At 69.8% G+C, this 21302-nt stretch carries 21 protein-coding genes and 1 tRNA gene; 9 read left to right on the top strand and 13 right to left on the bottom strand.

Annotated features, from left to right (window positions below):
* The first annotated feature begins 607 nt into the window (after positions 1 to 607).
* A complete protein-coding gene (gene acs, locus IM767_RS09365; protein WP_109210115.1) occupies positions 608 to 2602 on the top strand; it encodes an acetate--CoA ligase in 1995 nt (664 codons plus the stop codon).
* Positions 2603 to 2775: 173 nt separating this feature from the next.
* On the opposite strand, the gene IM767_RS09360 is transcribed toward acs, so the two are convergent.
* Positions 2776 to 3243, bottom strand: coding sequence for a RidA family protein (locus tag IM767_RS09360; RefSeq protein WP_109210114.1), 468 nt, complete (start codon positions 3241 to 3243; stop codon positions 2776 to 2778).
* 2 nt (positions 3244 to 3245) lie between these two features.
* Positions 3246 to 3461, bottom strand: coding sequence for a Sp36 family protein (locus IM767_RS09355; RefSeq protein ID WP_109210113.1), 216 nt, complete (start codon positions 3459 to 3461; stop codon positions 3246 to 3248).
* A 109-nt stretch (positions 3462 to 3570) separates the two neighbouring features.
* On the opposite strand from IM767_RS09355, the gene IM767_RS09350 reads away from it, so the two are divergent.
* The 4 genes from IM767_RS09350 to IM767_RS09335 all read left to right on the top strand — a co-directional run bounded on the left by IM767_RS09350 (position 3571) and on the right by IM767_RS09335 (position 8274).
* The gene (locus tag IM767_RS09350) at positions 3571 to 6396 is read left to right on the top strand and encodes a transglycosylase domain-containing protein (RefSeq protein WP_109210112.1); all 2826 of its coding nucleotides are present in this window, start codon (positions 3571 to 3573) and stop codon (positions 6394 to 6396) included.
* The gene (locus IM767_RS09345; RefSeq protein ID WP_109210111.1) at positions 6396 to 7343 is read left to right on the top strand and encodes a metallophosphoesterase; all 948 of its coding nucleotides are present in this window, start codon (positions 6396 to 6398) and stop codon (positions 7341 to 7343) included. The genes IM767_RS09350 and IM767_RS09345 overlap by 1 nt, the downstream gene beginning before the upstream one ends.
* A gap of 29 nt (positions 7344 to 7372) precedes the next feature.
* Positions 7373 to 7449: transfer RNA gene (locus tag IM767_RS09340), tRNA-Pro, on the top strand.
* Positions 7450 to 7500: 51 nt separating this feature from the next.
* Entirely contained in the window at positions 7501 to 8274 is a 774-nt protein-coding gene (locus tag IM767_RS09335) for an HAD-IIB family hydrolase (RefSeq protein ID WP_109210110.1), read from the top strand.
* A gap of 95 nt (positions 8275 to 8369) precedes the next feature.
* On the opposite strand, the gene IM767_RS09330 is transcribed toward IM767_RS09335, so the two are convergent.
* On the bottom strand, positions 8370 to 9758 hold the full coding sequence (locus IM767_RS09330) for an alpha-hydroxy acid oxidase (protein ID WP_109210109.1): 1389 nt from the start codon (positions 9756 to 9758) through the stop codon (positions 8370 to 8372).
* Positions 9759 to 9776: 18 nt separating this feature from the next.
* Positions 9777 to 10547 carry a FadR/GntR family transcriptional regulator gene (locus IM767_RS09325; protein ID WP_239453265.1) on the bottom strand — a complete coding sequence of 257 codons (771 nt, stop codon included), beginning with the start codon at positions 10545 to 10547 and terminating at the stop codon, positions 9777 to 9779.
* A 148-nt stretch (positions 10548 to 10695) separates the two neighbouring features.
* Between IM767_RS09325 and IM767_RS09320 the strand changes: the two genes are divergently transcribed.
* Positions 10696 to 11526: a DUF1295 domain-containing protein gene (locus IM767_RS09320; protein ID WP_109210351.1), complete on the top strand. Its 831-nt coding sequence runs from the start codon at positions 10696 to 10698 to the stop codon at positions 11524 to 11526.
* A 15-nt stretch (positions 11527 to 11541) separates the two neighbouring features.
* On the opposite strand, the gene IM767_RS09315 is transcribed toward IM767_RS09320, so the two are convergent.
* The 5 genes from IM767_RS09315 to IM767_RS09295 form a co-directional block, all read right to left on the bottom strand.
* A complete protein-coding gene (locus IM767_RS09315; protein WP_109210107.1) occupies positions 11542 to 12189 on the bottom strand; it encodes a thymidine kinase in 648 nt (215 codons plus the stop codon).
* Positions 12190 to 12293: 104 nt separating this feature from the next.
* The gene (locus tag IM767_RS09310) at positions 12294 to 12731 is read right to left on the bottom strand and encodes a pyrimidine dimer DNA glycosylase/endonuclease V (RefSeq protein ID WP_109210106.1); all 438 of its coding nucleotides are present in this window, start codon (positions 12729 to 12731) and stop codon (positions 12294 to 12296) included.
* Positions 12732 to 12740: 9 nt separating this feature from the next.
* Positions 12741 to 14240, bottom strand: coding sequence for a malate:quinone oxidoreductase (locus tag IM767_RS09305; protein ID WP_198425836.1), 1500 nt, complete (start codon positions 14238 to 14240; stop codon positions 12741 to 12743).
* Between the two features lie 169 nt (positions 14241 to 14409).
* A complete protein-coding gene (locus IM767_RS09300) occupies positions 14410 to 15480 on the bottom strand; it encodes an aspartate-semialdehyde dehydrogenase (RefSeq protein WP_109210104.1) in 1071 nt (356 codons plus the stop codon).
* A gap of 239 nt (positions 15481 to 15719) precedes the next feature.
* Positions 15720 to 16289: a dihydrofolate reductase family protein gene (locus IM767_RS09295; protein ID WP_109210103.1), complete on the bottom strand. Its 570-nt coding sequence runs from the start codon at positions 16287 to 16289 to the stop codon at positions 15720 to 15722.
* 75 nt (positions 16290 to 16364) lie between these two features.
* On the opposite strand from IM767_RS09295, the gene IM767_RS09290 reads away from it, so the two are divergent.
* Entirely contained in the window at positions 16365 to 16982 is a 618-nt protein-coding gene (locus IM767_RS09290) for a TetR/AcrR family transcriptional regulator (RefSeq protein WP_109210102.1), read from the top strand.
* Here the strand turns inward: IM767_RS09290 and IM767_RS09285 are convergent.
* The gene (locus tag IM767_RS09285; RefSeq protein WP_109210350.1) at positions 16961 to 18247 is read right to left on the bottom strand and encodes an aspartate kinase; all 1287 of its coding nucleotides are present in this window, start codon (positions 18245 to 18247) and stop codon (positions 16961 to 16963) included. The two genes, IM767_RS09290 and IM767_RS09285, sit on opposite strands and share 22 nt — an antisense overlap.
* A 266-nt stretch (positions 18248 to 18513) precedes the next feature.
* Here IM767_RS09285 and IM767_RS09280 point away from each other — a divergent pair, with 266 nt between their 5' ends.
* Positions 18514 to 19002 carry a hypothetical protein gene (locus IM767_RS09280; RefSeq protein ID WP_109210101.1) on the top strand — a complete coding sequence of 163 codons (489 nt, stop codon included), beginning with the start codon at positions 18514 to 18516 and terminating at the stop codon, positions 19000 to 19002.
* Between the two features lie 36 nt (positions 19003 to 19038).
* Here the strand turns inward: IM767_RS09280 and IM767_RS09275 are convergent, their stop codons facing one another.
* The 3 genes from IM767_RS09275 to IM767_RS09265 form a co-directional block, all read right to left on the bottom strand.
* Positions 19039 to 19968 carry a DMT family transporter gene (locus IM767_RS09275; RefSeq protein ID WP_109210100.1) on the bottom strand — a complete coding sequence of 310 codons (930 nt, stop codon included), beginning with the start codon at positions 19966 to 19968 and terminating at the stop codon, positions 19039 to 19041.
* Between the two features lie 170 nt (positions 19969 to 20138).
* A complete protein-coding gene (gene recR, locus IM767_RS09270) occupies positions 20139 to 20732 on the bottom strand; it encodes a recombination mediator RecR (RefSeq protein ID WP_109210099.1) in 594 nt (197 codons plus the stop codon).
* 3 nt (positions 20733 to 20735) lie between these two features.
* A complete protein-coding gene (locus IM767_RS09265) occupies positions 20736 to 21086 on the bottom strand; it encodes a hypothetical protein (RefSeq protein ID WP_109210098.1) in 351 nt (116 codons plus the stop codon).
* Here IM767_RS09265 and IM767_RS20605 point away from each other — a divergent pair.
* Positions 21085 to 21302 (top strand): hypothetical protein (locus tag IM767_RS20605; RefSeq protein ID WP_206759220.1); only part of this gene is annotated, 218 nt, incomplete at its 3' end. The two genes, IM767_RS09265 and IM767_RS20605, sit on opposite strands and share 2 nt — an antisense overlap.

Here is a 21302-nt window from a genome sequence, read left to right as displayed (position 1 = left end):
AGCGTCCTCTCCGACTCGCGTCGGAGCGCCCGCCGCCACACTCGCCGCGGCGCCTGTCACCACACCCGCGGCGGTGCGAGCCGCGGCGCGAGCAGGCGCAGCCGCGGCCGGCCGGGTCGCGGCATCCGTCTCCCCGAAATCGCCGAGACGCCCGCCGGGCGTTACGCGGCGACGGACGACGAACGGTGCGGACATGCTCCGACGCTAGGAGCCTGCTCCCCCGCCGTGTCTTCGCCGGAGTTCATCCGTGGACGACCGCGTCCGCCGAGCCGCTGTGGAGGAGCCGGCGCCCAGCGGGATCGCTCCCATAAATGAAGGCGGCATCCCATGGGGGGAATGGGATGCCGCCGTGCGCGGACCCGAACTTCGGGGGGTGACGTCGGGTGCCGCAATGCCAGAATCGATGTTCGGCCACCGGTCAGCATATGCGAGGCAGGGGTCCTGACAAAACGAAAAGGAGAGGATTCTCACTGATATATCGGTCCAGTCCAAAATCACCCGAGCCACCCACTATCGGGGGTAGTCGGCACCCGGGCCGCTGAGTACATTTCCTGGCAGACTCGCCGACAGTCTTCGGCCTCCACCAGCCCGCAAAGGAGCGCGCTCAATGAGCGAACAGACCGCTGTCACACACCCCGGAAGCAGCCAGATCGACCACCTGCTGAACGAGGACCGGCGTTTCGCGCCCGCGCCCGAGTTCGCCGACAACGCCATCGCGAACGCGGAGCTGTACGAGCAGGCGGCAGCCGACCGGCTCGGATTCTGGGCCGATCAGGCCCGCGCCCTGCACTGGCACAAGCCGTTCACCGAGGTGCTGGACTGGTCGAACCCGCCGTTCGCCCAGTGGTTCGCCGACGGTGAGCTCAACGTCGCCTACAACTGCCTGGACCGCCACGTCGAGGCCGGCAACGGCGACCGGGTCGCGCTGCTGTGGGAGGGCGAGCCGGGCGACGAGCGTCGCGTCACGTACGCCGAGCTCACCGACGAGGTCAAGCGCCTCGCGAACGTGCTGGAGGGCCTCGGCATCGGCCAGGGCGACCGCGTCGCGATCTACCTGCCGATGATCCCCGAGGCCGTCGCGTCGATGCTCGCGGTGGCCCGGATCGGCGCGATCCACTCCGTCGTGTTCGGAGGCTTCTCGGCCGACAGCCTGCGGGCCCGCATCGACGATGCCGGCGCCAAGCTGGTCATCACCGCCGACGGCGGCTACCGCAAGGGCAAGGTGTCGCCGTTGAAGCCGGCCGTCGACCTGGCCCTGGGCGACCGCGGCACCGGCGCGCAGGAGACGGTCGAGCACGTGCTGGTCGTCAAGCGCGGCGAGAACGAGGTGGACTGGACCGACGGACGCGACCTGTGGTGGCACGACGTCGTGCCTGCCGCATCGGCCGAGCACGAGGCGCAGGCCTTCCCCGCCGAGAACCCGCTGTTCATCCTCTACACGTCGGGCACCACCGGAAAGCCCAAGGGCATCCTTCACACCTCCGGCGGCTACCTCACCCAGTCGGCGTTCACCAACAAGGTGGTGCACGACATCCACCCCGAGACCGACGTCTACTGGTGCACCGCCGACATCGGCTGGGTGACCGGGCACAGCTACGTCACCTACGGCCCGCTCGCCAACGGCGCGACGCAGGTGCTCTACGAAGGCACACCGGATGCCCCGCACCCCGGCCGCTGGTGGGAGATCGTGCAGAAGTACGGCGTGACCATCCTCTACACCGCGCCGACCGCGATCCGCTCGTTCATGAAGCTCGGCCGCGCGATTCCCAAGAAGTTCGACCTCTCTTCGCTGCGCCTGCTCGGATCGGTGGGCGAGCCCATCAACCCCGAGGCGTGGATGTGGTACCGCAAGATCATCGGCGGCAAGACGGCCCCGATCGTCGACACGTGGTGGCAGACCGAGACCGGCTCGATCATGATCTCGGCGCTCCCAGGCGTGACCGAGACGAAGCCGGGCTCGGCGCAGGTCCCGCTGCCGGGCATCTCGATCGACGTGGTCGACGAGGACGGCACGCACGTCGGCAACGGCAACGGCGGCCTCCTGGTCATCACCGAGCCGTGGCCGTCGATGCTGCGCGGCATCTGGGGCGATCCCGAGCGCTTCGTCGAGACCTACTGGGAGAAGTTCCAGAAGCAGGGCTACTACTTCGCCGGCGACGGCGCGCGGCTCGACGACGACGGCGATGTCTGGCTGCTGGGCCGCGTCGATGACGTGATGAACGTCTCGGGGCACCGCCTGTCGACCACCGAGATCGAGTCGGCCCTCGTGGGCAACGAGGCGGTCGCCGAGGCTGCGGTCGTCGGCGCATCGGACGAGACGACAGGCCAGGCGGTGGTCGCGTTCGTGATCATCAAGCAGTCGTACCTCGACGCGCACTCCCCGGACGGCCTCGCGCAGACGCTGCGGGGGTGGGTCGGCGAGCAGATCGGCCCGATCGCACGCCCGCGCGACGTCTACATCGTCGGCGAGCTGCCCAAGACCCGCTCCGGCAAGATCATGCGCCGCCTGCTGCGCGACGTCGCCGAGGGCCGCGAGGTCGGCGACACGACCACGCTCGCCGACACCGCGGTCATGTCGGTGATCTCCGCGCAGCTGAAGTAGAGAACGAGAAGAGCGGATGCCGCAGCCCTGGGCCGCGGCATCCGCTCTGTCGTCCGCGGTCGTCGATCGAAAGGCGCTCTGGCACCCGCAGCGGAAACGCCCCGGGCGCGTTCGCGCCGTCCGGGGCGTTTCGTCTCGCTCATTCCTCGCTCGCTCAACGAGGGGACATGCGGTCAGGCGTAGGTGAAGACGACCTCGACCTCGACGGGGGAATCCAGCGGGAGCACGGGTACGCCCACGGCGGAGCGGGCGTGCTTGCCGGCATCGCCGAAGACGTCGCCCAGCAGCTCGCTCGCGCCGTTGATCACGCCCGGCTGTCCGGTGAACTCGGGAACGGATGCCACGAACCCGGTGACCTTGAGCACGCCGGTGAGCCGGTCGACACCCCCGACGGCAGCAGCGGCGGCGGCGATCGCGTTGAGGGCGCTCTGCCGTGCGTAGGACTGGGCGTCGGCCGCGGGCACGAGGCCGTGCCCCTCGCCCACCTTCCCGGTGGCGGGCAGTGCGCCCGAGACCATCGGCAGCTGACCCGCGGTGTAGACGAGGTCGCCGTGCGCCTTGGCGGGTACGTAGGCGGCCACCGGAGGGACGACGTCGGGCAGCTCGATGCCGAGCTCGGCGAGCCGGTCGCTGACGGCCATGCTCAGGCTTCCTCGAACTGCTTGGCGGCCTGGGCCGCTGCGCCGAGCCCGGCGTTCTGCTCGCCGCCGCCGGCGGGACGCTTGAAGTAGGCGACCAGGCCGCCCTCGGGGCCGGGCACGACCTGGACGAGCTCCCAGCCCTGCTTGCCCCAGTTGTTGAGGATCGCGGCGGTGTTGTGGATCAGAAGGGGCGTGGTGAGGTACTCCCACGTCGTCATCGCGACTCCTCGAGTAGGCGAAAGGGACGGCTGGTGAAGACTGGGAAACACCTTGGCGGGCGCACGTCCGTGAGGGAATCGCCCAGGTAGTTCCCCTACGATCAAGCCTATGCCTGATACCAAACGCACGGCCACCGGTGTGCTCGGCGGACTCGCCGGGCTCGTCGGACTCAGTGCCGCAGCCGGTGTCCTCATCGCCGCGACCGTCACCCCCGCGGTCGCGATCACGAGCACCGCGGCAGAGCGCGCGATCACGATGTTCGACAACCTGCCGAGCTCGCTCGAGATCGACAAGCTCATGCTTCCGAGCAACTTCTACTACACGGATCCCGGCACGGGTCAGCCGCAGCTCATGACGCAGTTCCTGGAGCAGGACCGCACTCCGGTGGGCTTCGACCAGATCAACCCCGTCATGTACGACGCGCTGCTGTCCAGTGAGGACCCGCGCTACTACCAGCACGGCGGCATCGACCTGATCGGCACGACGCGCGCGCTCCTGTCCAACGCCGGCGGAGCCAGCGAGACGCAGGGTGGCTCGTCGATCAGCCAGCAGTACGTCAAGAACGTGCTGATCCAGAAGTGCGAGCAGAACGCCGAAGCCGAGTACGAGACCAATGAGGCCGGCGAGATCGTCAAGGACGAGGCGACCGGTCTGCCGATCGAGAAGGTCAGCCGCGAGCAGGCGCTCCTCAACTGCTGGAGCGACGCCACCACGGCCGAGGGCGCCGAGGGCTACACGCGCAAGCTGCAGGAGATGCGCTACGCGATCTCGCTCGAGCAGAAGTACTCGAAGAACGACATCCTGCTCGGCTACCTGAACATCGCGAACTTCGGCGGCATCACGTACGGCATCGAGGCCGCCGCTCGCCGCTACTTCGCCACGACCGCCGCGAACCTCACTGTCGCCCAGGCGGCGACCCTCGCGGGCATGGTGCAGAACCCGAACAGCTACCGCATCGACCGAGCGGGCGGCTCGATCTTCAGCGCCGACGGCACGTCGTTCAACAAGGCGGCCGACGGTGTCATCGACGAAGGGGCGAATCTGGCGGCCCTGGACGCGCTCGTCGCATCGGGCGACATCACCGAGGAGCAGAAGTTCGCCGCGGCGGACGGCTACACCTCAACGAAGGTGCGCCAGCTGTACGTGCTCAGCCGGATGCTCGAGGATGGCAAGATCACCCGGGAGCAGTACGTCGAGGCCGCAGTGTGGCCGATCACGCCCAATGTCGTCGAGCCGAAGACCGGCTGCGCCAACGCGGGCGGAGCCGCGTACTTCTGCCAGTACGTGAAGTACGTCATCCTGAACGATCCCGCGTTCGGCGAGACCAGCGAGGACCGCCTCGACACGCTCCAGCGCGGTGGACTCAACGTCTACACCACTCTCGACCCGCGCCTCCAGGTGACGGCGGAGCAGTCCATGGCGACCTATGCGCCCTCCGCCATCGAGATGCGGCAGGGAACCAACGTCCCCAGCACCGGACGATTCGGCTCGACAACCGTGAGCGTTGAGGCGTCGACCGGCCGCATCCTCGCCATGGCGCAGAACACGAAGTTCAGCGAGGACGCCGCCAACTCCGCCGATTTCAACTACTCCGCGCAGGTGTACGCGGGAGATCAGACCTTCGGCAACTCGAAGGGCTTCAGCGCCGGATCGACGTTCAAGCTCTTCACGCTGATCGACTGGCTCGAGAAGGGCAAGTCCGTCAATGAGACGCTCAACGGCACGCTGCGCGTCTTCAAGAAGATGACCTACTGCGGAGAGAGCCGAGGGACCGGCGCAACCAAGCCCACGGGCAACTTCGGCGGCGACCGCGGCCGGTTCGGCACACCCATGCAGTTCACCGCGTCGTCGCTGAACACGGGCTACCTGGCCATGGCCGAGAAGCTCGACTACTGCGACATCGCGGCAGTCGCGAACAAGATGGGCGTCATCGACACCTTCGACAACGAGCCGATCGACATGGACACCCTCAACTCCGTCATCGGCACGGAAGCGGTGTCGCCGCTCGCGATGGCCGAGGCTTACGCCACGGTCGCCAACAGCGGCACCTACTGCCAGCCGCAGGCGATCGACCGGGTGACCGACTCCGACGGCAACGAGCTCCCCAAGCCCGAGCGCACCTGCACCCCGGTTCTCGATCCCAAGGTCGCCGCGACTGCCGCATACGCGCTCCAGGGCGTGATGAACGGCGGCACCGGCGCTCAGGGCAAGCCGCGCGACAACGTGCCTCTCATCGGAAAGACGGGAACGCACGAGGAGCTGCAGTCCTGGCTCGTCGAGGCGAGCACGAAGGTCGCGACGGCGACCTGGGCCGGCAACGTCCAGGGCGGCGGCGACATCTTCAAGACGTACTTCAACGGTCTCCGCCTCGCCGACATCCGGTACCGCATCACCCGCGACGTCCAGGGCGCAGCCAACGCGGCCTACGGCGGCGACCGGTTCGCCGGCCCCGACAGCGAGCTGACGAAGCAGGTGCTCACCGATCTGCCCAACGTGGTCGGAAAGTCGATCGACGAGGCGACGACGATCCTCACCGAGGCGGGCTTCACCGTCGAGGTTGGCGGGCCGGTCGACTCCGATCAGCCCGAAGGCGTCGTGGGCGCGCAGAACCCCGGACCCGGAAAGGTCGCCGGCGGCAGCACCGTGACGATCAGTCCGAGCAATGGGCAGGGCGTCACCGTGCCCGACGTATCGGGCCGCACGCTGGAAGACGCCAAACGCGCGTTGCGCAGCGCCGGTTTCGGCAATGTGAGCGACGGCGCCTGCACGGTCGATGCCGCCGCAGGCACGCAGACCCGCTCCACGGCGACGAACCCGGCCGCGGGCAGCGTCGTCAACCGCAACACGTCGATCGCCGTCGACTACAGCGCTGCGGTCTGCGGCGGTGGCGGCGGTGGCCGCGGCGGCAACGGCAACGGCAACGGCAACGGGTAGTGCCTACCGCACCGACCCGCACCGCCCTCACCGCGCTCGGCGTGGTGGGGGCGGTCGGTGCAGGCGCCGCGATCTGGGGCGTCGGCATCGAGCGGTACCTCTTCACCGTCCGCTTCCATGAGATTGCGGTGCTTCCGGAGGGCTCCGCGCCGGTGCGCGTGCTGCACCTGTCCGACGCGCACATGGCGCCGTGGCAGCGCCGCAAGCAGGACTGGATCGCCGCCCTGGCCGAGCTCCAGCCCGACCTCGTCGTCAACACCGGTGACAACATGGGCCACTTCGACGGCCTTCGCGGCCTGCGTCGCGCGTTCGACCCGCTGAGCGGTGTGCCGGGAGTCTTCGTGCACGGATCCAACGATCACGCGGCCCCCTCGCCCCGCAACCCGCTGAAGTACTTCACCGGCCCGTCGAAGGTGAAGCACACCGCCGAGCCCCTCGACACCCAAGCGCTCGACGACTACCTCACCGACGAGCTCGGCTGGCTCGACCTCAACAACAAGGTCGGATCGTTGGATGCCGCGGGCCTGCGCATCGCCGCCTTCGGCGTGAGCGACGCCCACCGTTACTGGGACCGGCTCGAGGCACTCCCCGAGCCCCTGGCGGCCCTGCGTGCCGAGGAGTCAGCCGACCTGTCGATCGGCGTGACCCACGCGCCCTACCGGCGCGTGCTCGACGAGTTCGTCGACCTCGGCGCGGATGCGATCTTCGGCGGTCACACCCACGGCGGCCAGGTGCGCGTGCCCGGGTTCGGCGCGCTCGTGGCCAACTGCGACATCCCGCTCCGGCAGGCGCGCGGACTGAGCACCTGGAAGAACGAGGGCCGGACCGTACCCCTCAGTGTGAGCGCCGGACTGGGCCACTCGATCTACGCACCCGTGCGCTTCGCGTGCCGTCCTGAGGCGTCGTTGATCACGCTCGTGCCGCGGCGTGGTCAACAGCACCCCTGACGATCGGTTAGACTCGGAGGGTTGCAAAACGGGGTGTGGCGCAGCTTGGTAGCGCGCTTCGTTCGGGACGAAGAGGCCGCAGGTTCAAATCCTGTCACCCCGACCACAGAGAGGCTCCGCCGGTAGGCGGAGCCTCTTTCATGAAAGGAGCGCACAGATGACCGAGCCGGCACCGCGCCTCGTCGCCTTCGATCTCGACGACACCCTCGCGCCGTCCAAGAGCCGGATCGACACCCGCATCGGCGAGCTGCTCGTCGCGCTCGCGGAGCGCGTCGAGGTGGCGATCATCTCCGGCGGCCAGCTCGCCCAGTTCACGAGCCAGGTCGTCGACCAGCTCCCCGACGGCTCCGCTGAGTCCCGCGCCCGCATGCATCTCCTGCCGACGTGCGGCACCCAGTACTACCGCCTGACCGAGGACGAGGTCGTCACGGTCTACCAGCGTTCACTGACGGACGACCAGAAGTCCCGCGCACTCGCCGCCGTCGAGGGCGAGGCGCGTCGCCTCGGACTCTGGGAGTCGGAGACGTGGGGTGACATCCTCGAAGACCGCGGGTCGCAGATCACCTTCTCCGCCCTCGGCCAGCAGGCGCCCGTCCCCGCGAAGATGGCCTGGGACCCGACCGGCGAGAAGAAGAACACCTTGCGCGCCGCCGTTCAGACGCTGTTGCCCGACCTCGAGGTGCGCTCGGGCGGCTCCACCTCGGTCGACATCACCGAGCAGGGCATCGACAAGGCGTACGGCATGCGACAGCTCGCGGAGCAGACCGGCATCGCCCTGGACGACATGCTCTTCGTCGGCGACCGCCTCGACCCCGACGGCAACGACTACCCGGTCCTCGCGATGGGCGTGCGCTGCCACGCGGTCGACGGCTGGGAAGACACGGTGACCTACCTCGAGCAGCTCATCCCGACGCTCCCCGTCCGCGTCTGACGGCGGAGCGCCGAACCGCACGACGTTTCGCCTCGCTCGCTCGACGACCGGGACTTGTCGCGGTCGTCGAGCGAGCGAAGCGAGACCAAACGGGGTCAGGCCTTCGTGGCCGACCCCGTGCTCTTCGCGGCCGAGGGCTTCGCGGGGCGGGATGCCGCGGCATCCGTCTTCGCCGTACTCGCGGCCGTGGCGCGCGGCGTGCGCGGCCGCGGTGCCGGGACCGATGCGGCCGCTTCGGGTGCGGGTGCCGCCACCCCGACGGGCACGAGGCGCTGCAGCTGGGTGACGTGGCGGGGCTCGAGCTCGGCGATGCTGGACACGCCCAGGAGCTTCATCGTCCGCTCGATCTCGCTGCGCAGGATCGCGATCGTGCGATCTACGCCCTGGCGACCGCCGGCCATCAGGCCGTAGAGGTATGCGCGGCCGATCAGCGTGAACTTCGCGCCCAGCGCGATCGAGGCGACGATGTCGGCGCCGTTCATGATGCCGGTGTCGACCATGACTGTCGCGTCCTTGCCGACCTCGCGCACCACCTCGGGCAGCAGGCGGAACGGGATGGGCGCGCGGTCGAGCTGGCGTCCGCCGTGGTTCGAGAGGATGATGCCGTCCACGCCGGCGTCGATGAGACGCTTCGAGTCGGCCACGTTCTGCACGCCCTTGACCACGATCTTGCCCGGCCAGATGTCGCGGATGACCGTGAGGTCGTCGTAGCTGATCGTGGGGTCCATGGCGGCGTTCAGCAGCTCGCCGACGGTGCCGCCCGTGGTCGACAGCGACGCGAACTCCAGCTTCGGGGTGGTCAGGAAGTCGTACCACCACCACGGGCGCGGGATCGCGTTGATGATCGTGCCGAGGGTCAACTGCGGCGGGATCGAGAACCCGTTGCGCTTGTCGCGCAGGCGCGCGCCCGCGACCGGCGTGTCGACCGTGAACTGCAGGGTGTCGAACCCGGCCTCCGCGGCACGGCGCGCGAGGCCGTACGAGATGTCGCGGTCGCGCATCACGTACAGCTGGAACCAGTTGCGACCGTTCGGGTTTGCCGCCTTGACACCTTCGATGGACGTCGTGCCGAGCGTCGAGAGAGTGAACGGGATGCCGGCGGCACCTGCCCCGCCGGCGCCGGCGACCTCGCCCTCGGTCTGCATGAGACGGGTGAAGCCGGTCGGCGCGATGCCGAACGGCATTGCCGACGGACCGCCGAGGATCTCGGTGGACATGTCGACGTTCTCGGCGGGGCGCAGCACGTCGGGGTGGAACTCGACATCCTCGAACGCCTGGCGGGCGCGGGCCAGCGACAGCTCGCCTTCGGCGGCGCCGTCGGTGTAGTCGAAGGCGGCCTTGGGGGTGCGGCGCTTCGCGATGTCGCGCAGATCGTAGATGGTGAGCGCGGACTCGAGGCGGCGCTTCTTGCCGTCGAGCTCGGGCTTCTTGAACTGCATGAGCTCGAGGAGCTCTGCGGGCTTGGGGAACTGGCGGGTGACCATGAATCTCTCTCCGATGGGTCAGGTCTGCGGCGGGGCTGATGCGACGGCGGCGGCAGCGGGAGTGCGATCCAGTCCTGCTGCGGCGTAATAGCCGACGATGTGGTCGTGCACGAGGCGGCGCGCAGCGGCGGCATCGCCGGCGTCGACCGCATCGAGGATGGCGTGGTGCTCGCGGCGGAGGCGCCGGGCCGCGGCATCCCACTCCGCGATTCCGGCTGCTCCCGCCTGGACGTAGGACTCGATCGCCGTGCGCAGTCCCGCCATGATCGCCACGATGACGACGTTGCCCGACGCCTCGGCGAGGGCGAGGTGCAGCTGCGCGTCGAGGGCGAGGAACTCCGGCGCTGTGAGGCCGTCGTCGTCCATGGCCTCCAGCACGGCGCGGGCGCGGTCGGTCGATCGGTCGGGGTCGGCTGCCACGGCGTCCACGACGGCGGATTCGAGCACGAGGCGCGTCGCGACGACGTCGTCGAACGGGAAGCCCTGGGCCGCCACCTGCAGGCGCAGCAGCGCCGACATGCCGCCTTCGGGGGTCGCGATGATGATGGCGCCCGAGGTCGGACCCGACCCGGTGCCGGTGCGGATGAGGCCCATCACCTCGAGCACCCGCAGCGCCTCGCGGACGCTGGAGCGACCGACGCCCAGCGTGCTGGCGAGCTCGCGCTCGGGCGCGAGCCTGTCGCCGGGCTTGAGGGTGCCGTCGAGGAGGTCGGTCTCGATCTTCTCGAGCACGACCCGCCACGCGCGTGCGGGCGCGACCGCGGGCGGCGGTTCGGGGGTGCCTGCCACGGATCTCCTCGTCGATGTCGGATCCGGCGCCCTCCCCATTGAAGGGCACGGTGTGGTCAGACCACGATAGCCTGTGGTCGGACCACAGACAACCCGCGTGTCGGCGTATGTCGTCCGCGTCCGTCATCCCGGGCGCTACTCTGACCCCATGGATCCCCTCGCCCTCGTCCTGATCCTGGCCGGAGTCTCTGCCGCGTTCTGCTGGATCACCTCCCTCATCACCCACGAGACGTCGTGGATCGACCGGCTCTGGTCTGTCGTCCCCGTGGTCTACGTCTGGGTCTTCGCCGTCTCGGCTCTGCTCGCGGGCATCGACCCGGTCCGCCTGCTGGTGATGGCGGTCCTCGTGACGGCGTGGGGCGCCCGCCTGACGTTCAACTTCGCCCGCAAGGGCGGGTACACCGGCATGGAGGACTACCGCTGGGCGATCCTGCGCGGTCGCATGACGCGGTGGCAGTTCCAGCTCTTCAATCTGCTGTTCATCGTGCTGTTCCAGAGCGCGCTGCTGGTGCTGATCACGCTGCCCGCCTACATCGCATGGCAGCATCCGGCGCCGTTCAACGGATGGGATGCCGTCTTCTCGGTGCTCTTCGCCGCGTTCCTCGTGGGCGAGACGATCGCCGATCAGCAGCAGTGGCGGTTCCACCGGGCCAAGAAGGCGGCGGGCGGCACGCTCCCGCCGGGTTTCCTCAACACGGGTCTGTTCGCCTACAGTCGCCACCCGAACTTCTTCTTCGAGCAGGCGCAGTGGTGGGCCTTCTACGCCCTCGGTGCGGTGGCGCTGGTCGCCGACGGCGGCAGCTGGCTGAACTGGACGATCGCCGGCCCCGCACTGCTGACGGTGCTGTTCATCGGCTCGACCGTCTTCACCGAGTCCATCTCGGCAGCGAAGTACCCCGCCTACCGGGAGTACCAGCGCACGACCTCGATGCTTCTGCCGCTCCCGCGGCGGCGCGGGCGCGCGCCCGAGACGGCGTGAGCCGCCGGCCGGCGCCTACTCCAGGCGGCCGCCGGACGCGCGCAGATAGTCCTCGGCGCACAGCGACTCGTAGGTGACGCGGTCGGCCGAGAGCTCGTCGATCGCGACCTGGTCGCCGTCGAACACGAATCGGCCGCCGACCAGCCGGGCGTTGAAGAGCGCCTTGCGGCCGCACCGGCAGATGGTCTTCAGCTCCTCGAGACTGTGGGCGAGCTCCAGCAGCCGAGCCGATCCCGGGAACGCCTGCGTCTGGAAGTCGGTGCGGATGCCGTACGCCAGCACCGGCACGCCGTCCATCACGACGATGCGCAGCAGGTCGTCCACCTGGCGGCGGGTGAGGAACTGCGCCTCGTCGATGAGGAGGCACGCGACGTCGACCTCGTGCTCCTCGGACTCCGGCACGAGCGAGGTCGCGGCGTCCGCCTTCACCCTCGCGCGATGCTCCGCGAAGAGGGTGCGCAGATCGTCACCAGGCGCGATGAGGAAGTCGACCGTCCGCTTCACGCCCAGACGGCTGTCGATCTGGTCCGCACCCTTGGTGTCGACGGCGGGCTTGGCCAGCAGCACGTGCTGGCCGCGCTCCTCGTAGTTGTACGCGGCCTGGAGGAGAGACGTCGACTTGCCGGAGTTCATCGCCCCGTAGCGGAAGTAGAGCTTGGCCACGGATCGAGCGTAGTCGGTCGGGATCCTCCGCCCTGCCGGGCCGCCCGCTCCGCGTCGGCCGGGAGCAGACCGCCATGCATCCCGCTCGACCGCGGTGCTCCACCCTAGGGGTCGAGCGTGCCACGCTCCCACGATTCGATGTCGCCCGGAGTCTCCGCGAAGCTCGGCGCGGGCGGTGCGATCGCGGGCAGGCGCGGAAGCCAGGCCGCGTCGCGCACCATCACCTTCGCGCGCAGATGGGCGAGCTCGAATGCCAGCTGGCCCGTCGTCACCGGGATGCCGGGATTGGCGGCATCCGGTCGCAGCACGCGCGAGCCGTCGAACGCGTATCTGCGGCGCACGGCCTCGAGGCGCACCGCGGTCAGGAAGTGGCCGATCGCGTCCAGCGGCTCGTCAGTCGCGCGAAAGCGCTCCAGCTGCGGATGCTTCGTGTAGCCGCGCGTACCGCCCACCAGGACTCGCTGCGCGAGCAGCCCTTCGCGCCACGACGAGACCAGCGCCATCCGATCGAGGATCGACGGATGCACCGACCAGAGCCGCATGGGCGCGTGTCAGGCCGTGAGCGCCAGGGCCCCGGCCGTCTCGCCGAGCGACTCGCGCGCGACCTCGGGGCGGGCGTTCAGCGTCTCGCCGTAGCTCGGGATCAGCTCACGCAGGCGCGGCTCCCAGGCGTCGATGCGGTCGGGGAAGCAGGTCTTCAGCAGCCCCAGCATGATCGACACGGCGGTCGAGGCTCCGGGAGAGGCCCCCAGCAGACCCGCGATCGTGCCGTCGGCGCCGGTGACGACCTCGGTGCCGAACTGCAGGATGCCGCCCTTGTCGGGGTCCTTCTTCATCACCTGCGCGCGCTGGCCGGCCTGGATGATCTGCCAGTCCTCGTCCTTCGCCGTCGGCATGAAGACGCGGAGGCTGTCCACCTTCTTCTTGTGGTTCTTCAGCAGCTCGCCGACGAGGTACGAGATGAGGCTCGGGTTGTCCCACGCGACCTTCAGCATCGGCCCGAGGTTGCCGGGGCGCACCTGGCCGACGATGTCGAACCACGAGCCGGTCTTGAGGAACTTGGGGCTGAAGGTCGCGAACGGGCCGAACAGCAGCGACGCCTCGCCGTCCACGACGCGCGTGTCGAGGTGCGGCACCGACATGGGCGGTGCGCCGACCGAGGCTTGGGAGTACACCTTGGCCTTGTGCTGCGCGACGATCGCCGGGTTGGACGTCTTGAGGAACTGGCCGCCGATCGGGAAGACGCCGTAGCCCGAGATCTCGGGGATGCCCGAGCGCTGCAGCAGCTTGAGCGCCCAGCCTCCCGCGCCCACGAAGACGAACTTCGCACGGATCTCGCCGGGGGTGCGGCCGACCGTGCGCCGGTACTTCACGCGCCACGTGCCGTCGGGCAGGCGCTTGAGGCTGCGCACCTCGGTGTTGGTGCGCACGTCGGCGCCGTTCTCGGCGAGGCGGTCGAGCAGCTGGCGCGTGAGGGCGCCGAAGTCGACGTCGGTGCCGGCCGGCACGCGGGTCGCCGCGAAGGGCTCACCTTTGCGGCGCTTCTGCATGAGCAGCGGTGCCCACGTGTTGATGACGCGCGAGTCCTCGCTGTACTCGATCCCGGCGAAGAGCGGCTCCTCCTTGAGCGCCTCGTAGCGCTTCTTGAGGTACGCGACATCCTTCTCGCCGCGCACGAACGTCATGTGCGGGGTGGAGTTGATGAACGTCGAGGGCGCGTCCAGCACGCCGGCCTCCACGAGCGACGACCAGAACTGGCGGCTCTGCTGGAACTGCTCGTTGATCGAGATCGCCTTGGCGGGGTCGACCGAGCCGTCCTTGCTCTCGGGCATGTAGTTGAGCTCGCACAGCGCCGCGTGGCCGGTGCCGGCATTGTTCCACGCGTTGGAGCTCTCCAGTGCGACGTCGCTCAGCCGCTCGAAGAGCGCGATCTTGAGGTCGGGCTGCACCTCCTGCAGCAGCGTGCCGAGCGTCGCGCTCATGATGCCGCCGCCGATCAGCAGGACGTCGACCGTTCCCGTGGGGAGATCGCTGTCGTCAGGGCTGGGCAGGGCGTCGGAGGGCTTTTCGGTCACCAGTCGATTCTAGTTCGGCTGGAAAGCACCCCCGACCGGGGGCGGGTCATTGCACCGAAAGACCGGCGGTTCTTGCCGAAACGGAAAGCGAGCGGATGCCGGGGCCCCCGGCATCCGCTCGCTCTCGAGTCGTTCGAGCGGAGCGTCAGGCGCTCACGCCGAGGTTGGCTGCGACGACCTCTGCGATCTGCACGGCGTTGAGCGCGGCGCCCTTGCGCAGGTTGTCGTTGGAGATGAAGAGCACGAGGCCCTTGCCCTCGGGGGCCGACTGGTCGGTGCGGATGCGGCCCACGTAGCTCGGGTCGTTGCCGGCGGCCTGGAGCGGGGTCGGAACCTCTTCGAGCGCGACGCCGGGCGCCGACGCGAGGATGTCGCGGGCCCGCTCGGGGGTGATGTCCCGCGCGAACTCGGCGTGGATCGAGAGCGAGTGGCCCGTGAACACCGGCACGCGGACGCAGGTGCCGGCGACGCGGAGGTCGGGCAGCTCGAGGATCTTGCGGCTCTCGTTGCGGAGCTTCTTCTCCTCGTCGGTCTCGTTCCAGCCGTCGTCGACGATGCTGCCGGCCAGCGGGATGACGTCGAAGGCGATCGGGGCGACGTACTTCTCGGGCTGCGGGAAGTCCACGGCCGAGCCGTCGTGCACGAGGTCGAGCGTGCGCCCCTGCGCGAGCACGCCCTCGACCTGGCCGAGCAGCTCCTGTGCACCGGCGAGGCCGGAGCCCGACACCGCCTGATAGGTCGACACGATGAGCCGTTCGAGGCCGGCCTCGGCGTCGAGCACCTTCAGCACCGGCATCGCGGCCATCGTGGTGCAGTTGGGGTTGGCGATGATGCCCTTGGGCGGGTTCGCGATGACGTGCGGGTTGACCTCGCTGACGACGAGCGGCACCTCGGGGTCCATGCGCCAGGCGCTGGAGTTGTCGATGACGATGGCGCCGGCCTCGGCGAAGCGCGGGGCATGGGCGCGGCTGCCGGTCGCACCCGCCGAGAAGAGCGCGACGTCGATGCCGGACGGATCGGCGGTCGCGACGTCCTCGATGATCACGGTCTCGCCGGCGAACTCGACGGCGGTGCCGGCCGAGCGCGCGGTCGCGAACAGGCGCAGCTCGCGGATCGGGAAGTTCCGCTCGGCGAGGATCTCGCGCATGACCGTCCCGACCTGGCCGGTGGCGCCGACGACGGCGACGGAGAGTCCTGAATCGGAGATGCGGGTCATGGTGTTCCTCAGCGTGGGCACGAGCGTGGAGCGGACGCGCGGGCATCGTCGGACGCGCGGGGTTTGGGCGATTCTACCGGCCCCGCCTGCGCAGCGACGCCGGCGTTACCGCCTTCGACGGCCGTCGTTCGCGCGATTCCTGCCGTTCGCGCGCGAACGACGGGGAGGAGCGGATGCCTCGGCCCGAGGCATCCGCTCCCCTCAACCGCGTCTCCGCGACTCGGCGCCGGAGCCCACCGTCACGCCCGGCGGTACTGGTTCATCACCACGCCCGACTCGAAGGTGCGCGACCGCTCCAGCGCGAACGGCACCGGATCGTACGCTGCCGCGAACAGCGGGAGGCCGTCGCCGAAGACCCGCGGGTTCACCTTCAGCACGAGCCGATCGATGTCGTCGCGGAGCTGGCCGGCGAGGTCTCCCCCGCCGCACAGCCAGATGTCGGCGCCGTCCCGCGACTTCAGGTCGGCCACGACTGCGCGGGGATCCTCCGCGGTGACGCGCACGCCGGGTCCGACGTCGCCCTGTCCGCGCGAGCGCGAGAAGACGATCTGCTCGAGGTGCGGGTACGGGTCGTCGGTGAACGGCAGTCCTGCCGCGAAGGTGTTCCACCCCATCAGCACGGTCGAGAAGCGCCCCCGGGGCGCGGTCAGCCCGAGGGCGTCGTAGACGGCGCCGGGAACCGTGTCGGCCCAGTCGGCGTTGATGGCGTCGACGTGATCGCCTTCGGCGAGGAAGGCGTCGAACGCCCCGGACGGTGCAGCGATGCGGCCGTCGAGGGAGACGGCGGCGTAGTAGACGAGTTCACGCATGGGATTTCCTTTCACGACATCTGTCGTACATGAAGGAAACTACAACATCTGTCGTGGATTGGCTAGAGTCAGTCCATGGCGCGAAACGATGAACGGCGACGAGAACTGGCGGACGCGGGAATCGCGGTGCTGGCGGCCGAGGGGATGCGAGGGCTGACGCACCGGGCCGTCGACGCGCAGGCGGGCGTGCCGACGGGGACCGCCTCGAACTACTTCCGCACGCGAGAGCAGCTGGTCGCGGCGCTCGTCGAACGCATCGGCGAACGCCTCGCCCCCGACCCCGCCGTACATGGGCAGTGGCAGGGGCGCACGCCCGACGCGGCGCTGTTCGCCGACTACACCCGAGACATCGTGCGGCGGCTCACGACGAACCACGAAGTCACGCTGGCCCTCTTCACGCTCCGGCTCGAAGGGGCGCGCTCCCCCTCGATCGCATCAGCCCTGGGCGAATGGATGCGCGCGGGCTTCGCCGCTGACGTGGCGTTCAACCGTGCCGCGGGCCTCCCGGGCGACGCCTTCGAGATCGCGCTGTTCCACTACGCGATCGAGGGGCTCATCCTCGACCGCCTCACGGCGTCGATCGATCCCGACACTCCCACAGACGACGTGGTCGAGGCGCTGGTGGCGGGACTGCTGACCAAGGCCCCCTCGGCCGACCGAACGCCGGCGCGTCAGCGGCCGGTGCCGGCGTAGACCGTCGCCTCGATGTCCCCGTCAAGACCGTAGGCCGTGTGAACGACGCGCGCGGCCTCGGCCAGATCGTCGCCGCGCACGACGACGGAGATGCGGATCTCGGAGGTGGAGATCATCTCGATGTTGATGCCGGCGACCGAGAGCGCCTCGAACAGCGTGGCCGAGACGCCGGAGTGGGTGCGCATGCCCGCACCAACGACCGAGAGCTTGCCGATCTGGTCGTCGTGGACGAGGTTCTGGAAGCCGATCTCGGCCTGGTCGCCCGCGAGCGCCTTGAGCGCCGTCGCCGCGTCGGTCTTCGGAAGCGTGAACGAGATGTCGGTGCGGCCCGTGGTCGCGGCCGACACATTCTGCACGATCATGTCGACGTTGGCGCCGGACTTGGCGACGACCTTGAAGATCTCGGCGGCCTTGCCGGGCACGTCCGGCACACCGATGACCGTGATCTTGGCCTGGCCGAGGTCGGTGGCGACGCCGGCGACGATGGGCTCTTCCATCTCTTCTCCCTTTTCACCCTCGGGAATGTTCATCCCGGGGCCGAGCACATAGGTCCCCACGCCCGAGCTGAACGTGGAGCGGGCGTGGATCAGCACGCCATGACGGCGCGCGTACTCGACGGCGCGGATGTACAGCACCTTCGCGCCGTTCGCAGCGAGCTCGAGCATCTCCTCCGCCGAGACGACGCTGAGCTTCTTCGCGTTCGGCACGACGCGCGGGTCGGCGGTGAAGATGCCGTCGACGTCGCTGTAGATCTCGCAGACGTCGGCCTCGAGCGCCGCGGCCAGGGCGACCGCGGTGGTGTCGGAGCCGCCGCGGCCGAGCGTCGTGATGTCGCGCGTGTCGCGGTTGAAGCCCTGGAAGCCCGCGACGATGACGATCGCACCCTCGTCGAGGGCTTCGCGCAGCCGGATGGGCGTGACATCGACGATGCGCGCGGAGCCGTGGTCGGCGGTCGTGATCATGCCGGCCTGGCTGCCCGTGAACGAGCGAGCCTCGAAGCCCATCGAGTGGATGGCCATCGCGAGCAGCGCCATCGAGATGCGCTCGCCGCTGGAGAGCAGCATGTCGAGCTCGCGCGGCGCGGGGATCGGAGCGACCTGGCCGGCGAGATCGAGCAGCTCGTCGGTGGTGTCGCCCATCGCGCTCACGGCGACGACGACATCGTGGCCGGCGCGGCGCGCGTCGACGATGCGCTTCGCGACGCGCTTGATGCTCTCGGCATCAGCGACCGACGATCCGCCGTACTTCTGGACGATCAGCGCCACATCGAACTCCACGCGTGTCTGGGGTGGGCGAGAACGGATGCCGCACCCGAACGTCCATCTTACGGACGCGCTCATGCGCGCCCGGCCATGTGTCGCCCCGCCGGCCGGGTCTGGCAGCGGCGGCCACCACAGAATCGGATCCGCCGGTGCGGAGGACGCACGCGCCACGCCGCACCTCGGCCGCGGCGGCCGGCGTGTCTCCCGGTCGATCCGCTGGCGCGGATCCGATTCTGCGCGGGGAACCGACGCGCCGCTAGCATCCGAGAATGGAGCAGATCGAGGCGTGGTCGGAGTTCAACGTCGCGATGGTGGGGGCGACGGCGGCGCTCGCCGGCCTCGTGATCGTCGCGGCGAGCGTCAACATCGGCGACATCATCAAGGAGGCGTCGCTGACCGCCCGGCTCGCCGCCGGAATCTCCGGCCTGGTGCTCGCGCTCATCGGCTCGGCGATCGGGCTGATGCCTGAGGTAGGTGCGCTCCCCTACGGCATCGCGATGATCCTTCTCGCCGTGGGCGCGGCGGTGTTCCAGGTGCAGGCGGCCCGCCGCATCTTCGCGAACCGTCATCCGGCCAACCGGCTGCGCGGACTCAAGTCGGCGGTCGGCTTCGTCTCACCCGTCGCCTACGGGATCGGCGGTGCGATGCTCCTCGCGGGTCAGCCGGACGGGCTCGTGTGGTTCGCCGCGGGCTCGATCGTCGCGATCGTCGCCGCCCTGCTCGTGTCGTGGATCGTGCTGGTCGAGGTGCTTCGCTGACCGAGGCGACCTCGTTCCGGCAGCGGGACGGGGGTGTCAGCCTGACGCCACCGGAGGAAGCTCGGTCTCGGGCTTCGGGGCGCGCAGCGCGCCTCCGGTCGCGGCGAGCCAGCACCCGACGATGACGAGCGGGAAGCCGATGAGCAACCCGACCGTCAGCGGCTCGCCCAGGATGAGCGTGCCGAGCACGATCGCGACGACCGGGTTGACGTACGTGAACAGCGGCGCTCGCACCGGGCCGACGCGGGCGATCAGCGCGAAGAAGGCGATGAAGGCGAGGGCGGTGCACAGCACCGCGAGGGCGATGAGCGAGACGGTGCTCTCGACCGTGGGCACCTGATGCTGGGTGAGGAACGCGATCGGCGTGTAGAAGATGCCCACCGCGAGGAGGGCCAGGGTGATGGATCCCAGGGAGGGCACGTCGCGCAGCTTGGTCGCGATGACGAACGGAGCGATCGCGTAGAGCAGGGCGACGAGCAGCACCTCGCCGACGGCGATCAGCCCGCCCCCGCCCTCGATGGCGAGCCCCGGGCCGGCGACGATGACGAAGACGCCGACGAAGCCGATGAAAAGCCCGATGCTCCGCGCGGGGCTGAGGACGGAGCGGTCGCCGCCGCCGAACGCGATGATCGCGGCGAACAGCGGGACGGTCGCCACCAGCAGTCCGGTCAGTCCGGACGGCAGCGTCTGCTCGGCGTGGCCGAGCAGCAGGAAGGGGCCCGCCATCTCGATCGCGCCGAACACCAGCACCCAGCCGATCTTCGCGAACGCCGGGCGCAGGGCTTTCTGCTTGATCGCGAACGGCAGGAGCAGCAGCGCGCCCAGGAGCGTGCGGCCGGCGACCACCGCGGCCGGCGAGTACGACTCGACGGCGACGCTGATGAACAGGTACGGGATGCCCCACAGCAGCGCCATCGCGGCGAAGAGCAGCCACGCGCGTGTGTCGAAGCGCTGCGAGTGGTTCATCCGAGGTGTCTCCGTAGGGTCTCGCCGCTGAGGTGCCGCAGGCGGTGTGGGCCGCCGAAGCGGCTGCGGCTGCGGCGGCTCACCGTCGCACCCACCACGATGGCTCACCGAGCCCGCGCCTCACGAGGCGGCCGACCGCCAATCTACGACGGGCATCGGACATCGTCGCCTCAGACGGAGCGTCGGCCCTCGAACGCGCGGCCGAGGGTGACCTCGTCGGCGTACTCCAGATCGCCGCCGACGGGGAGGCCGGAGGCGAGCCGTGTCACCCGGATCTCGAGCGTGTGCAGCAGGCGGCTGAGGTACGTCGCCGTCGCCTCGCCTTCGAGGTTCGGGTTCGTGGCCAGGATGACCTCCTGCACCGTGCCGTCGGCCAGCCGCTGCATGAGCTGAGCGATGCGCAGGTCGTCCGGTCCGATGCCGGCGATCGGGCTGATCGCACCGCCCAGCACGTGGTACAGCCCGCGGAACTCCCGCGTCCGCTCGATCGCGGCGACGTCTTTCGCGTCCTCGACGACGCAGATGAGCGTCTCGTTGCGGCGGGGATCACGGCAGATCGAGCAGCGCTCCTGTTCGGAGACGTTGCCGCAGACCTCGCAGAAGCGCACCTTCTCGCGCACGTCGCGCAGGAGCTCGGCGAGGTGCGAGACGTCGAAGTTGGGCGTCTGGAGGATGTGGAACGCGATGCGCTGCGCCGATTTCGGGCCGATTCCGGGGAGGCGGCCGAACTCGTCGATCAGGTCCTGGACGATGCCGTCGTACATGGGCTAGCTGAACCTCGTGGGCGGTTCGTAGGGCTCTTCGCGGATGAACGTGGCACCGAGCACCTGGCGCACCACGGCCTCGCCGTAGCGCTGGACGCCGCCGTTGCGCGTCGTGACGACGGGGGTCAGCGGCGGCACCACCGTGGGCGGCACGGGGAGGTCGGCCGCGGCATCCGTGTCAGCCTCGCCCTCTTCGTCGTCCTCTTCGCGCTCGATCGAGGGCGCGACCTCTGCGGGCGGCAGCACGTCGCCCTCGCGCGGGGGCGCGAGGGTGGCCACCCGAGCCTGCGTCTCGGTTGCGGCGTCCTCCGGCTCGTCGTCCACCGCGAACTGCCCGGGAGCCGAGGCGGGCATGGCCGCAGGCCCCGGGTCGGGCGGCGGAGCGTCGTCGTCGGACGGGATGGGCGCGACCGCCCAGTCGGTGACCGGGGTCGCCGCGGCGGAGGCCCGCGGAACGGGAGCCGACGAAGCGCGCGGCGCGGCCGAGGCGGGCGGCGCGGCGATCGAAGCTCGCGGTGCGGCGGCCGACGGTCGCGAGGCGGACCGTGCGTCAGCGGGCGCCGCGCCGAC

The sequence above is a fragment of the Microbacterium ureisolvens genome (genome assembly GCF_015278315.1).
Lineage (GTDB): Bacteria > Actinomycetota > Actinomycetes > Actinomycetales > Microbacteriaceae > Microbacterium > Microbacterium ureisolvens.
This window is presented reverse-complemented; position numbering and strand designations above follow the sequence as displayed.

Coding starts and splice junctions, on each gene's coding strand:
- IM767_RS09320 (WP_109210351.1), top strand. CDS start 10,696: ATGGATCCCCTCGCCCTCGTCCTGATCCTGGCCGGAGTCTCTGCCGCG.
- IM767_RS09300 (WP_109210104.1), bottom strand. CDS start 15,480: ATGACCCGCATCTCCGATTCAGGACTCTCCGTCGCCGTCGTCGGCGCC.
- IM767_RS09310 (WP_109210106.1), bottom strand. CDS start 12,731: ATGCGGCTCTGGTCGGTGCATCCGTCGATCCTCGATCGGATGGCGCTG.
- recR (WP_109210099.1), bottom strand. CDS start 20,732: ATGTACGACGGCATCGTCCAGGACCTGATCGACGAGTTCGGCCGCCTC.
- IM767_RS09350 (WP_109210112.1), top strand. CDS start 3,571: ATGCCTGATACCAAACGCACGGCCACCGGTGTGCTCGGCGGACTCGCC.
- IM767_RS09275 (WP_109210100.1), bottom strand. CDS start 19,968: ATGAACCACTCGCAGCGCTTCGACACACGCGCGTGGCTGCTCTTCGCC.
- IM767_RS09265 (WP_109210098.1), bottom strand. CDS start 21,086: ATGCCCGCCTCGGCTCCCGGGCAGTTCGCGGTGGACGACGAGCCGGAG.
- IM767_RS09335 (WP_109210110.1), top strand. CDS start 7,501: ATGACCGAGCCGGCACCGCGCCTCGTCGCCTTCGATCTCGACGACACC.
- IM767_RS09295 (WP_109210103.1), bottom strand. CDS start 16,289: ATGCGTGAACTCGTCTACTACGCCGCCGTCTCCCTCGACGGCCGCATC.
- acs (WP_109210115.1), top strand. CDS start 608: ATGAGCGAACAGACCGCTGTCACACACCCCGGAAGCAGCCAGATCGAC.
- IM767_RS09355 (WP_109210113.1), bottom strand. CDS start 3,461: ATGACGACGTGGGAGTACCTCACCACGCCCCTTCTGATCCACAACACC.
- IM767_RS09330 (WP_109210109.1), bottom strand. CDS start 9,758: ATGGTCACCCGCCAGTTCCCCAAGCCCGCAGAGCTCCTCGAGCTCATG.
- IM767_RS09360 (WP_109210114.1), bottom strand. CDS start 3,243: ATGGCCGTCAGCGACCGGCTCGCCGAGCTCGGCATCGAGCTGCCCGAC.
- IM767_RS09290 (WP_109210102.1), top strand. CDS start 16,365: ATGGCGCGAAACGATGAACGGCGACGAGAACTGGCGGACGCGGGAATC.
- IM767_RS09280 (WP_109210101.1), top strand. CDS start 18,514: ATGGAGCAGATCGAGGCGTGGTCGGAGTTCAACGTCGCGATGGTGGGG.